The sequence below is a fragment of the Clostridioides sp. ZZV15-6383 genome (genome assembly GCF_020657735.1).
GTDB classification, from domain to species: Bacteria; Bacillota; Clostridia; order Peptostreptococcales; family Peptostreptococcaceae; genus Clostridioides; species Clostridioides difficile_D.
Window position 1 is genome coordinate 148,954 of record NZ_JAGWCV010000002.1, and the last position, 14,157, is coordinate 163,110.

Consider the following 14,157-nt stretch of genomic DNA (forward strand, 5'->3'; position numbering starts at 1 on the left):
TCATTATTAAATACTGATTTACATATTTAGAAGATATATAAATTCTAAAATTTAGAAAATATATAACATATAAAATACGTACATTATAAAAAATCTAGGGGGATAATGAAATGTTAAACGAACAAAGAAAACAAGAAGTAACTGAAATATGCCAAAAATTAATTCAAAATCCTAGTTCTTCTGGAAATGAAGAAGGTGTTGTAAAAGCAATAGAAGAGTCTTTTGAAAAATTAGGTTTTGATAGTTGGTCAAGAGATAGATATGGAAATATAGTAGGATGTATAAAGGGAAACAAACCAGGTAAAAAAATATTATTTGATGGACATATAGACACAGTTCCAGTTCCAGATGCAAGTAAGTGGAGTGTTCCTCCTTTTGAAGGAAGAATAGTAGATGGAAAAATATATGGTAGAGGAACTTCTGACATGAAGGGGCAGTATACAGCAATGATGGCAGCAGTTGCATACTTTGCAAAAGATACTAACAAAGACTTTGAAGGTGAATTGTATGTAGCAGGAGTTGTTCATGAAGAAATATTTGAAGGAGTTTCAGCTAGAGAAATAAGTAAGGCTGTTAAGCCTGATTATGTTGTAATAGGTGAATCTTCAGAATTAAACTTAAAGATTGGTCAAAGAGGTAGAGGGGAAATAGTAGTAGAAACTTTTGGTAAACCAGCTCACTCTGCTAATCCAGAAAAAGGTGTAAATGCAGTTTATAAAATGGCTAATGTAATCCAAAAGATACAACAATTAGTACCTCCAACTCACCCAGTTTTAGGTGATGGAATACTAGTTTTAACAGATATAAAATCTTCTCCATATCCAGGAGCTTCAGTAGTGCCAGATTACTGTAAAGCAACTTTTGACAGAAGATTATTAGTTGGAGAAACAAGAGAAGGAGTATTAGCTCCAATACAAGCATTACTAGATGAAATGATGAAAGAAGACCCAGAATTAACTGCAAAAGTTTCTTATGCAGTTGAAAAAGCTGACTGTTATACAGGAAATACTATAGAAAGTGAAAGATTCTTCCCAGGTTGGTTATACGATGAAGAGGATGAATTTGTTCAAGCAGCATATAAAGGATTAAAAGAAGCTGGAATAGATTCAGAAATAACTCAATACTCATTCTGTACAAATGGAAGCCACTATGCAGGTGAGGCTGGAATAAAAACTATAGGATTTGGTCCTTCTAAAGAAAATCTTGCTCATACAATAGATGAATATATCGAACAAGAACAATTATTTATAGGAACAGAAGGTTACTATGGAATATTAAAATCTGTATATGGAAAATAATATTTAGTTCACAATAAATTATTTAAATATATTCTAGAGGTGCTGAATATAGCACCTTTAGAAAATACAATTATATTTAAATAAGATTATAATATTTAGAAAATACTTTAAAGCTTAAAAGTTAGGAGGTATATATGGGAACAATACTAAGAGGTGGAACTATAATTACCTCTGATAAGACTTATGTAAGTGATTTAAGGATAGAAGATGAAAAGATAGTTGAAATAGGAAATGATTTAGAAATAAATGATGATAAGGTTATTGATGCTACAGGAAAAATTATAATTCCTGGTGGAATAGATACTCATACTCATTTTGATATGAATGCAGGTTCTATTGTAACTGCTGATAATTTTGAAACAGGGACAAGAGCAGCTATAGCTGGAGGAACTACTACCATATTAGATTTTGCAGAAGCCAGTAGAGGTGAAAATCTACTGCAAGGTGTGGAAACATATCATGAAAAAGCAAGTGGAAATTGTTATTGTGATTATGGATTTCATATGACAATTACATGCTTAGATAAAGATACATTTAATCATATGGAAAAGCTTATTTCAGATGGAATTGTATCATTTAAGATGTATATGGCATACGATGGCATGAAAGTAGATGATGGAACAATATACAAGCTTTTAAAAAAAGCTAAAGATTTAGGGTGTATAGTTGGATTTCATTGTGAAAATGGAGATTTACTAGATGTATTGATAGAAGAAAATATACAAAATGGTAATTTAAATCCAAAATATCATCCACTTACAAGACCTAATATAGTTGAGAAAGAGTCTGTTTCAAGACTTGCTGATATAACTAAATTATCAAATTCAAAATCCTATGTAGTCCATCTAAGTTGTAAAGAGTCTCTTGAAACTGTAAAAATAGCTAGAGAAAAAAATATAGATATGATAGTAGAAACATGTCCACAGTATCTATTACTAGAAGACAATTTATATGATAAGGATGGATTTGAGGGTGCTAAATATGTAATGTCTCCTCCTTTAAGAAAAAAAGAAGATATAAATTATCTTTGGGAAGGGTTGGCTAATGGAGATATTCAAACAGTTGGCACAGACCATTGTTCATTTAATTTTAAGGGGCAAAAAGATTTGGGAATTGATGATTTTAGTAAGATACCAAATGGAGCACCTGGTGTTGAACATAGACTACCTCTTTTATATACATATGGAGTCTTAGAAAATAGAATAAGTGTAAATAAATTTGTAGAAGTTACTTCCACAAATGCTGCTAAAATATTTGGGATGTATCCTAAAAAAGGTGAGATAGCTGTCGGAAGTGATGCAGATATAGTCATTTTAAATACTAATAAAGAAGAAACAATTAGTTATAAAACTCAAAAACAAAATGTAGATTATACTCCATATGAGGGGTTCAAAATTAAATGTAAAGTTGAAGATGTATTTTTGAGAGGAAACCATGTAGTACAAAGTTGTAATGTTAAAGAACAGCCAACAGGACAATATATTAAAAGAAAAATTACTAAATAATGCGGGGGGAAATAAGAATGATAGATATACTTATTAAGAATGCCATAATAGTAACTGTGAATAAAGAGAGAGAAGTTATTTTTGATGGGGCATTAGTAGTAAAAGATAACAAGATTGCAGATATTGGGAATTCTAAAGAAATAGAAAGTAAATACACTGATGTTAAAAAAGTAATAGATGCTAAAGGCAAAGTCCTATTCCCAGGTTTTATAAATACACATAATCATTTATTCCAAACTTTATTAAAAGGGTTAGGAGATGATATGGTACTTAAAGATTGGCTAGAAACTATGACGTTTCCAGCAGCTAACTATTTAGAACCAAAAGATACTTATGATGCTGCAATGCTTGGATGTATTGAAGGTCTTAGAAGTGGTATAACAACAATGGTTGACTATATGTATCCTCACAGCAAACCAGGTCTTTGTGATGGAATAATAGATGCTTATAAAGAATTAGGAATAAGAGGAATACTTGGAAGAGGATGTATGAATACAGGAGCTCAATTTGGAGTTCATCCTGGAATAATGCAAGATGTAGAAACGGTTGAAAAAGATGTAAGAAGATTATTTGAAAAACACCATAATACAGCAAATGGAAGAATCAAAATAGGAGTAGCTCCAGCAGCAATATGGTCAAATTCTCAAGAAATGCTTGAGATGCTATGGAGAGTAGTAAAAGAATATGATAATGCTTTATTTACAGTACATATATCAGAAACTCCTTTTGATAGAGAAGCAGCAAAAGAATTGCATGGGCAATATGACATAGATGTTTTAGAAAAATTAGGAATACTAGGGCCAAATGTGCTTATGGTACATTGTGTGTATTTAACTGAAAAGGATATGGAACTTACTAAAAAATATGACATGAAGGTATCTCATAATACAGCAAGTAATATGTACTTATCTTCAGGTGTTGCACCAGTACCAGAAATGCTTAAAAAAGGAATAACAGTTAGTTTGGGAGTAGATGGAGCTGCTAGTAATAACTCTCAAGATATGCTTGAGCTTATGAAATTAACAGCACTTCAACATAAAGTTAATAAGTGTGATCCATTAGCAATGTCAGCAGAAAAAGTTCTTGAGTTAGCAACTATAGATGGAGCAAGAGCTATTGGAATGGAAGATGAGATAGGTTCATTAGAGATAGGTAAAAAAGCAGATTTACTAATATTCAACCCAATGCTTTCACCAAAAGCAATACCTATGCATAATCCAGTATCTACATTAGTATATTCTTCTAGTATGAAAAATATAGAGAGTGTTATAGTAGATGGAAATATAATAATGGAAAATTCAAAAATCTTAACAGCTGATGAAGAGAAAGCATTAAAAGATGCTCAAGATACAGCTGAGAGACTTTGTGTAAGAGGAACTATAAAGAATAGAATGGAAGGTCATAAATGGAATAGTCTTTATTAATAAATGTGACTTTATTCCTGAATAAGTATAATAAAAACTTTAGCTTAAAAATATGAGTTTTGAGGTGATTTATTTGATTATCAAATGTACCATAAATAACAAAGAAAAAGAATTAAGTATAAGACCAGATGAATTTTTAGCAGATACACTAAGAAAAAATGGATATGTAAGTGTTAAAAAAGGATGTGATACTGGCTCATGTGGCTTATGTACAGTAATGGTAAATGACAAGGCAGTGCTTTCTTGTAATTATCTTACTGCTAGAGTAGATGGTCAACACATCACAACACTTGAAGGTGTCTTGGATGAAGCAAAGAAATTTGGGGATTTTCTTGCAGATGAAGGAGCTGACCAATGTGGATTTTGTGCTCCTGGATTTATAATGATGGTCTTGGCTATGAAAAGAGAGCTTCAAAATCCAACAGAAGAAGAAGTTATAGATTATGTAAATGGTAACCTTTGTAGATGTACTGGATATAAAGGGCAATTAAGAGCAATACATAAATATTTGAACACTTAAGTTTTAAGTGAAAATTAAATTGATATGGGGAGAGAATATGATAACTATAAAGGAATATGTAGTTCCAAAAAGTTTAGATGAAGCTTATGAACTGCTAATATCAAGAAAAAGCAACATAATACTTGGAGGCTGCGGATTTTTAAAACTAGGTAGTAAAAATATTGGTTCAGCAATAGATTTAAAAGACTTAGCTTTGGACTATATAAATGAAACTGATGATAGCATATTAATTGGAGCAGATACAAGTTTAAGAACTTTAGAATTAAATAAGGTTATTAAAAATTACTGTAATGGAGTAATTTCAAACGCTGTTTCTAATATAGTAGGAGTTCAATTTAGAAGTGGAGCTAGAGTAGGAGCTAGCGTATTTGCTAAGTATGGATTTTCAGATTTAATACCTTCATTACTAGTAGTAGATGCAAAGGTTAAGTTATATAAAAAAGGGGTTATGAACTTAGCTGATTTTTTAGAAAGTGAGCTTGAAAAAGATATATTAATAGAAGTTATATTACCTAAAAAGGATGCTATAGCTATATTTGATTCTATAAGAAAATGTACAGGTGACTTTTCAGTATTAAATGGAGCAATGTTAAAAGAAGGAAGTACTTATAAAATTGCAATAGGGGCTAGACCAAGAAGAGCAAAAATTGCATATAAAGCAAGTGAAATACTAAGCTTAGAAAATGATATAGAAAAAGCTGGAGAAGTATCAAGTGAAGAACTTTCATTTGGAAGTAATATAAGAGGAAGCAAAGAATATAGAAAAGACATGGCAAAAGCTTTAGTAGTGAGAATGTATAATAGTATTGGAGGTGAGTGTGATGGTAAATAAAGAGGTAAGAAAAATAGATAGCGAAGCCATTGTTACTGGCAAACCAATATATACAGAAGATTTAATTTTTCATAAAGATGTTTTAACTATTAAGCTTCTTAGAAGTCCACATGCTTTTGCGAAGATAAAAAACATCGATATAAAAAATGCATTAAAAGTAAAAGGTGTAGTAGATATATTCACTTACAAGGATGTGCCAAATTATAGATATTCAATGGTTGGAGAGTCATATCCAGAAGCATCACCTCATGACCAGTTAATACTTGAAGATATAGTTAGATATGTAGGAGATGAAGTTGCTATAATAGCTGCTGAAGATGAAAGGGCTGCTATTAAAGCTATGAAACTTATAAAAGTTGAATATGAAGTAATGACTCCAATATTGGATGCAAGGGAATCGGAAGGAAATAAAATTTTAATACATGAAGAGGAAGATTTATTTTGTCCATTTGATTTTGGATTGGATGCTACAAAAAATATAGTATCGAGAGAGAAAATGGGCAAAGGAGATGTAGAAAAAGAGTTTAAAGAGAGTGATGTAATAATAGAACAATCTTATATGACTCAATCACAAGCACATTGTATGATGGAGACTCATAGAGCTTATACGTATATAGATACAAATGGTAGATTAGTAGTAACTTCTGCAAATCAATCAGCTTATCATATGAGAAGACAGATTTCTAGAGCATTGGGAATACCTCTTTCAAAAGTAAGAGTAATAAAACCAAGAATAGGTGGAGGCTTTGGTGGAAAAAACATAGCTGTAACAGAGATATATGCATCATTTGTAACTTGGATGACGAAAAGACCAGCAAAACTTATCTATACTAGGGAAGAAACTTTTGCAATGACTAACACTAGACATCAGATGTTTTTTGACATAAAGATTGGAGCAGATAAAGAAGGAAATATAAAAGCTATAGATATGAAAGCATTAAATAACACAGGTGCTTATGGTGACAATGGACCTTCAGTTTGTTCTGAATCAGGACATAATGTACTTCCAACATATAATAATGTACCCGCAATAAAATTTGATGGAAGAACCGTATATACTAATTTAGTTCCAGGGGGAGCGTTAAGAGGATACGGAGCAACTCAAGGTACATTTGCACTTGATTGTGCAATTGACGAATTAGCACATAAACTTAATATGGACCCAACAGAAATAAAGTTGAAAAATATTATAAAAAAGAAAACTGAAGGCGGAATAATGCATTTTCCAATAAGAAGTTGTGCACTTGATGAATGTATAATTAGAGGTAAAAAGCTTATTGGATGGGATGAAAAATATCCTGTTAGAGAGATTGGAAATAATAAGGTAAGAGCTGTTGGAATGTCTGTGGGAACTCATGGTTCTGGTATAGCTAACATAGATATGGCAATAGTAAATATGAGAATGGATGAAGATGGAACTTATAAGTTGTTTTCTGGGTCTTCAGACTTAGGAACTGGTTCTGACACAATACTTGCACAAATAGCTGCAAAAGCATTGAATACATCTATTGACAGAATTTCTGTTTATACAGGAGATACAGATATGTGTCCATATGATACTGGTGCATATGCTTCTTGTACTACTTATGTAACTGGAAATGCTACAATCAAATCTGCTGAAAGTTTAAAACAAAAGATATTAAAAGTAGCACAGAAAAAGTTAGATTTACCAATAGATGATTTAATATTATATGAAGATAGGGTTTGCTATAGTGAAGATGTAGATAAGTTTGTTTTATTAAGTGAACTAGGAAGAGAATCTGTTGGTGGAGGAAATCAAGAGGTTCTATATTCATCTGAATCTTATGGCATACAAGAGAGTGCTAAGCCATTCTTAGCAGGATTTGCTGAGATTGAATTAGACAAAACAACAGGAGAGTTTAAAGTAATAAATTATGCTTGTTCTACTGATTGTGGTACAGTTATGAATCCTGCACTTGCTAGAATACAAGTTGAAGGCGGAGTAACTCAAGGTATAGGGCTTGCAATGTATGAAGACCCTAGACATGGTTCTGATGGAAAACTTCAGACTTCTAATTTATTACAATACAAAGTTCCAACAAAAAAAGATATAGGAAATATATTAGTTGACTTTGTAGATAATTATGAACCGACAGGCCCATATGGAGCTAAATCTTTAGGAGAAATAGTTATTCATACACCTGCACCAGCAATAGCGAATGCAATATATAATGCCACAGGGGTTCGTATAAGAGAACTTCCTATAACTTCTGAGAAAGTTTACATGGCTATGAAAGAATTAAATCAGGGAGGTAAATAAATGATTGCTATAAAAAGTAAATACTTAATATCTTCGGCTGATGAAATATATACAAATTATGCTGTTGTAGTAGAAAATGACATTATAAAAGATATGTTGCCAAATGAAGAAGTTGAAATAAAGTATAAAAATATTGAGGAAATAATAGATAAATCAGATGCTATAGTAATGCCAGGATTTATCAATGGTCATATGCATCAATATGGAGTTCTTTCTAGAGGAATACCAGCAAATGTACATTTTACTGATTTTGAAGGTTTCTTAAATGATTATTGGTGGCCATTTATAGAAAATAGAATAGGATTAAAAGAAGTAAAGGCCACAACTAAAGCATCAGCAATAGAACTTATAGAATCTGGTGTAGTAGCATTTTGTGATACTCTAGAAGCTCCAAACACAGAAGAAGGAACTTTAATTGAGCAAGGTAAAATACTAGAAGAAATAGGTATGAAAGCGATTTTATCTCTAGAAAGTTGCGAGAGAATAAGTTATGAAAATGGAATTAGGTGTCTAGATGAAAATGCTAATTTAATAAAGTGGAGTAGAGAAAATAGCAAGTTAATAAATGGAATAATGTGTACTCATACAAGTTTCACATGTTCAGATAAATTTATTAAAAAAGCTAAAGAAGATGCAAAAAAATTAGATGCACCAATGCAATTCCATTTATGTGAAAGTATATATGAACCAAATTATGCTGAAAAACATTTTGGTAAAAAAGCAGTTGATTATTATAATGATTTAGAAATATTAGATGAAACTGTATTGGCATCTCAGTGTGTAAAAATAAATGATGAAGAAATAGAAGTATTAAAAGAAAAGGGTGTAAAAGTGGTTCATATGCCTCTTAGCAACTGTGAAGTAGGTGGAGGTTTTTCTCCAGTACCAAAAATGATTAAAAAAGGAATAAAAGTAGCACTTGGTACAGACGGATATATAAATGATTTCTTTGAAGTTATGAGAGGTGCATTTTTAATGCATAAATCAGTTGAAGAAGATGCATCTGTAATGCCAGCAAATTTAATATTTAAGATGGCAACAGAGCATGGTGCTCATGTATTAGGGCTTCAAAAATCTGGTAAAATAGTAGTTGGTAATAAGGCTGATATAATAGTTATGGAAGATGAATTTAAAACTCCTGTTACTCTTGATAATATATTTGACCAGATAGTAGTTCAAGGTAAAAAAGAGTTTATATCAAATGTATATATAGATGGTAGACATATTTTAAAAGAAAAACAGTTAGTTGATTTAGATAAAAAATCTATTGTTAAAGAAATGAAAGAAGTTGCTTGTGAATTTTGGAAATTTTAATGAATGTAAATATATATGAAAAGGGGAAGCAGATAATGTATAATTTTTTAGGTAAAGAATTAAAATCACCACTTATAATAGGTTCAGGCCCATTAACATATAGTGCAGCTGGATGTAAGATATTAAGTGATGCAGGAGCAGGGGCAGTTGTTACTAAGACTATAAGAAAAGAAAGAGCTATAAATCCAGCACCACATATGGTCAGAAATACAGCTAATGCTCTTTTAAATAATGAGAAATGGACAGATTTTGAGCCAGAGCAATGGATAGATTTTGAAATACCACAAATGAAAAAAGATGGAACTGTCTGTATAGCTTCAGTAGGTCATACAATCGAAGAAAGTAGTGAATTAGTAGAGAAAGTTGCAAATGCAGGAGCTGACTTTATTGAATTAGTATCTTATGACTATAGAGATTTGATACCAATGCTTAAAGATGCAAAAGAAAGAGTAAATATACCAGTAATAGTCAAGCTTCCTCCTATGATAGATGAAATAGGAGATTTTGCTAAAAAATTAGAAGAAGCAGGAGCGGATGCAATAACTGCTTGTGATTCTGTAGGACCAGCATTTAGAATAGATATAGAAACTGGGCAACCTTTATTAGGTGGAAATGGAATAGGGTATTTAAGTGGTGAGACTATCAAGCCAATAACTTTACAAAGAATATATGAAATAAAAAAACAAGTTAATATACCAATAATTGGGTTAGGTGGATGTGTAAGTGGAGATGATGCCTTAGAAATGATTATGGCAGGCGCTGACTTTGTTGGTATATGTTCAGTAGTAATCTTAAAAGGTGCTCAAGTAATATCTAAAATACATGATGATTTAAAATCTAATCTTAATAGATTAGGATATAATACTATAGAAAATGCTTGTGGTATAGTACATAATCATATGGGAGATGTAAATGAAAGACTTAGTTTTGAATTTACTTATGATGAAGAAAAATGTACTAAATGTAAGATGTGTGAGAGAGTCTGTGCATATCAAGCGAGAAAATTGAACGATAAGATGGAATTAAATGAAGAAGAGTGTAGATATTGTGGTCTTTGTATATCAGTTTGTAAACCAAAAGCACTTGGAAGAAAAATTTCATGTTCAGAATTAAATGTATAGGATATTTTATAAAAACTAATTTAAAAAAATAAGAATTTATATAGAAATGAAGGGTACTATTATTATAATGGTATCCTTTATTTAGTTGTCATTATATTTATCTCCTAATTAATTATTTTTTGAAGTAATTCAGTATGTAATTTTTGTCAATTAAATTTTGAATAACTATTTTCTATATATATGTTAACATTGTATAGCATTTATATAAAATGTTATAATAATTAGTAGGGATGGTGATGTAAGTGGAAGATAAGATTTTAGAATTATTACATATTATAAATAAAGATGTAGGTAGTATGAAAAGTGATATGTCTGAAGTAAAGCAAGATATGAGTTTGATGAAAGAAGATATATCTGAAGTGAAAAAAGAAATAAACTTACTAAAGGAAGACATGTCTGAAATGAAAGAAGAGATAATTGTGCTAAAGGAAGATATGTCTGAAGTAAAACAAGAAGTAAATGAAATGAAGGAAGATATGTCTGAAATGAAAGAAGAGATGAATGTAGTTAAGAAAGATATGTCTGAAGTAAAACAAGAAATAAATGCAATGAAGGAAGATATGTCTGAAATGAAAGAGGAGATAAACACAGTTAAGGAAGATATATCTGAAGTAAAACAAGAAGTAAATACGATGAAAAAAGAAATGAATGGGGTAAAACATGAGATAGGTGTAGTAAAAGAAGATATATCTGAAGTAATGCAAGAAATAACTATAATGAAAGACAATGTTTCTGAAGTGAAATTAGAAATAAACTTTATGCAAAATAAAATAAATAATATTAGTGAAGATATTAGTGGAATTAAAGAAGAGGTAACTATAGCAAACGAAAAATTGTATGGAATTGAAGTTAAAATTGATAGTCTAGAAAGTGAAGAGAAATCAATGAAAGAGAAACAGGTAGAACAGAATAATATTTTAGGAAGTTTATTACATAATTCTGAAATAAATAAAGCCACTCATGATAATATGGAACATAATATAGCATATATAAAAGGTGATACAAACTCTATAAAAGAGGATATAGCTGAAATAAGAAGAGATTTAAATTTAGTAGAGTTAGCTACTAGTAAAAATTGGAGTGATATTGTCAAACTAAAATCAGTCAGATAACATTTTAATAATTTATCATCCACAAAATAAAAATCTTATATAAAAGAACTTATAGTCTTATTACTATTTATTATAAATTTTAGAAATGAAAATAAAAAATTGAGAAAAGACCGTTAAAAAAATATTTTTTGGTCTTTTTTTGTGTAATTATAATGAGTTTATAAAAAGAAAACTTAAAAATTTAAATGATAAAATGTGATAGAACGCTTGAAATAAGTAAAATTTTATCAATGAAAGCATAAAAATTTTATACTATGCAAATGTATGCAAATATTGGCACTAAAATTGCTCTATAAAAATTATAAATGGTAATATGAATAAAATTTTTACTATACAAATAATATTACTATTTGACTTATAGATATTAATATATATCTATAATATAGATAGAAACTTGTATATTTTATGTTGCAGATACAAATATAGTAAAGGAGAGTACATTGGTACAACTGAGATACATAGCTTATTAAGTTTTTCTGTCTTATGAGAATTATATTATAAAATATTCATAAATATTTTGAGTTTAAATTAAAAAATTATTTTATGCTTAGATTAATTATTATTTAATTAATTTAATAACAAAAACAGTGAAAGAGTAAATAATATTATTTACAGGGGGTAAAGCAAAGTATATTAAATAAATTGTACTTTTAGCCCCGTACATAGAGAAATCTATGTAGGACACAACTTTAAAACCAGTAAATCCTAAAGCCTTGCAACTACAATAAAAGATAGAAAGAAACTTTTATGAATGTGGCGAAAACCAGAAACAATAGCAAGGATGGTATATGGTGAGAGCCTAAGTACTTAAGAATGGACATTTGGTCGCCAAGCCTAGAAATAGGAAGGTCAAACGACTATCTCGAGAGAGAGTACACTATAAGCTATTGATAGTGGAAACGGGTTGCTCTTAGCAGGTAATGCTGAAGATGAAGAAATAGTCTACGCTCATATGAAAGTATGAGGTCACTGTACTTAAAGTGACATCTATAAAGTAGCGTTTATAGGTAAATGTTTAAAACTTAAAAATATAAATACTTATGAAAACTTATAACTTATAATGATTAAGATTGAAAGATTTAAACTGAATTAAATTTATTATAAAAAATTAAAAATTCATAGCTATAATATTCTTATGTTTGTAAAGCACTGTATATAACATATACAAAATGATAGAATAGGTTTATTTGTTAATAATTAAATTTATTGTACATATTATTTAAGTTTAAAAACTTAAATGTATATTGTAGTATAATCAAGATTTATAAACTTCATTTAATTTAATATATTAGATTTTTAAGTATTTATATAATTCAATAAGTTTTATGTAACGGGAGTTTTTATTATGAAAGCAAAAAGTACATCAAAATTTGAATTAGACGGAATACCACCACTAAAGGAGTCAATACCTTTAGGGTTACAACACTTAATGGCGATGGTAATAGGAAGTTGTTTGCCAGCAATATTGGTTGCAAATGCAGCTGGACTTAATCATAAGATGTCAACATTATTGATTCAAGCTGCATTAATTTTTGCAGGATTATCAACTTTATTACAATTATATCCAATACCTCTATTTAAAGGATTTAAATTAGGAGGAGGAATACCAGTTATAATGGGAGCTACAGCTATGTTTATAGGAGCTGGAGTATCTGTTGCAGGTAAATATGGATTACCAGTATTATTTGGTTCTCAAATAATAGCTGGTGTAGTAATAATTATAATTGGCTTTGGACTAAAAAAAATACGATTTATATTTACTCCAGTCGTATCTGGGACAATAGTTGCATGTATGGGTCTTGGACTTTTTCCAATAGCTATAAAAAATTTAGCTGGAGGTATGGGAAATGAAACTTTTGGGCATCCAATTAATTTTGTAGTCGGAATATCTGTATCTCTTATGATATTAGGATTAAACAAGTATGGAAAAGGATTGTTTAAAGATGCATCAATATTAGTCAGCATAATTTTTGGATACATTCTATCATTAATTTTAGGGATAGTAAATTTTTCTTCAATTCAAGAGTTTACTTTGGTTGCACTTCCAAAACCACTTGCTTTTGGGTTAGATATAAAAATTGAAGTTGTAGTAATGTTTTCAATAATATATTTGGTTGAGATAGCTGATATTATGGGTGCTTGTACACTTTCTGCGGTAGGAGGACTTAATAGACAAGTTACAGATGAGGAACTTTCTTCTGCTGTTTTAGGAAATGGAGTCCTTTCTACAATAGGTGCTTTATTTTCTGCAACTCCAATGGGGATGTTTGGTCAAAATTCTGCAATCGTTTCTAATACAAAGGTTATAAGTAAATTTGTACTAGCTATTGGAGGAATTGGACTATTTTTGGCAGGAATATCGCCTTTGCTAGCTAATTTAATTAGAACAATCCCTCCTTGTGTAGTTGGAGGAGCAACACTTGTAATATTTTCAACTCTTACAACATCTGGGTTAAGACTTGTTAGTATGGATGGATTTAATCAAGAAAATAGTATGATACTAGGACTTTCTATGGCATCTGGTATAGGATTCATGGTAGTTCCTCAAGTTCTTGAAAAATTTCCAAAGTTTATAGAAACCTTACTTGCAGATTCAAGTGTAGTTTCAGGAGCGATGGTTGCTATAATAGTTCAGGCTTTGTATATGATTAAATTTTCAAGAAATAAGGATAATAAAATTAAGGATAAAGAGGAATATTTGTAACATACAGAGTGAATATATGTGAATTAAGTTTATAGGTATAAATTAA

10 protein-coding genes are annotated in these 14,157 nt (G+C 30.1%); all 10 read left to right on the forward strand.

The genetic code is table 11. The annotated features are described in order from the left end of the window. Positions 1–110 precede the first annotated feature (110 nt). The 10 genes from KGF42_RS01685 (at position 111) to KGF42_RS01730 (ending at position 14,111) form a co-directional block, all read left to right on the forward strand. A complete protein-coding gene (locus KGF42_RS01685; protein WP_227825601.1) occupies positions 111–1,298 on the forward strand; it encodes a YgeY family selenium metabolism-linked hydrolase in 1,188 nt (395 codons plus the stop codon). A 134-nt stretch (positions 1,299–1,432) separates the two neighbouring features. Next, positions 1,433–2,803, forward strand: a complete 1,371-nt coding sequence (gene hydA / locus KGF42_RS01690; protein ID WP_227825602.1) for a dihydropyrimidinase — start codon at positions 1,433–1,435, stop codon at positions 2,801–2,803. A gap of 17 nt (positions 2,804–2,820) precedes the next feature. Beyond that, a complete protein-coding gene (locus tag KGF42_RS01695; RefSeq protein ID WP_227825603.1) occupies positions 2,821–4,227 on the forward strand; it encodes an amidohydrolase in 1,407 nt (468 codons plus the stop codon). A gap of 73 nt (positions 4,228–4,300) precedes the next feature. Beyond that, a complete protein-coding gene (locus KGF42_RS01700) occupies positions 4,301–4,747 on the forward strand; it encodes a 2Fe-2S iron-sulfur cluster-binding protein (RefSeq protein WP_227825604.1) in 447 nt (148 codons plus the stop codon). A 37-nt stretch (positions 4,748–4,784) separates the two neighbouring features. Then, positions 4,785–5,579 carry an FAD binding domain-containing protein gene (locus KGF42_RS01705; RefSeq protein ID WP_227825605.1) on the forward strand — a complete coding sequence of 265 codons (795 nt, stop codon included), beginning with the start codon at positions 4,785–4,787 and terminating at the stop codon, positions 5,577–5,579. Next, on the forward strand, positions 5,569–7,860 hold the full coding sequence (locus KGF42_RS01710) for a molybdopterin cofactor-binding domain-containing protein (RefSeq protein WP_227825606.1): 2,292 nt from the start codon (positions 5,569–5,571) through the stop codon (positions 7,858–7,860). Before KGF42_RS01705 ends, KGF42_RS01710 begins: the two co-directional genes overlap by 11 nt. Continuing rightward, the gene (locus tag KGF42_RS01715) at positions 7,861–9,174 is read left to right on the forward strand and encodes an amidohydrolase family protein (RefSeq protein WP_227822156.1); all 1,314 of its coding nucleotides are present in this window, start codon (positions 7,861–7,863) and stop codon (positions 9,172–9,174) included. Positions 9,175–9,209: 35 nt separating this feature from the next. Further along, the gene (locus KGF42_RS01720) at positions 9,210–10,295 is read left to right on the forward strand and encodes a dihydroorotate dehydrogenase (RefSeq protein WP_227825607.1); all 1,086 of its coding nucleotides are present in this window, start codon (positions 9,210–9,212) and stop codon (positions 10,293–10,295) included. A 242-nt stretch (positions 10,296–10,537) separates the two neighbouring features. Beyond that, positions 10,538–11,407: a hypothetical protein gene (locus KGF42_RS01725; protein WP_227825608.1), complete on the forward strand. Its 870-nt coding sequence runs from the start codon at positions 10,538–10,540 to the stop codon at positions 11,405–11,407. A gap of 1,345 nt (positions 11,408–12,752) precedes the next feature. Beyond that, positions 12,753–14,111 carry a solute carrier family 23 protein gene (locus KGF42_RS01730; RefSeq protein WP_227821389.1) on the forward strand — a complete coding sequence of 453 codons (1,359 nt, stop codon included), beginning with the start codon at positions 12,753–12,755 and terminating at the stop codon, positions 14,109–14,111. The last annotated feature ends 46 nt before the right edge of the window (positions 14,112–14,157 follow it).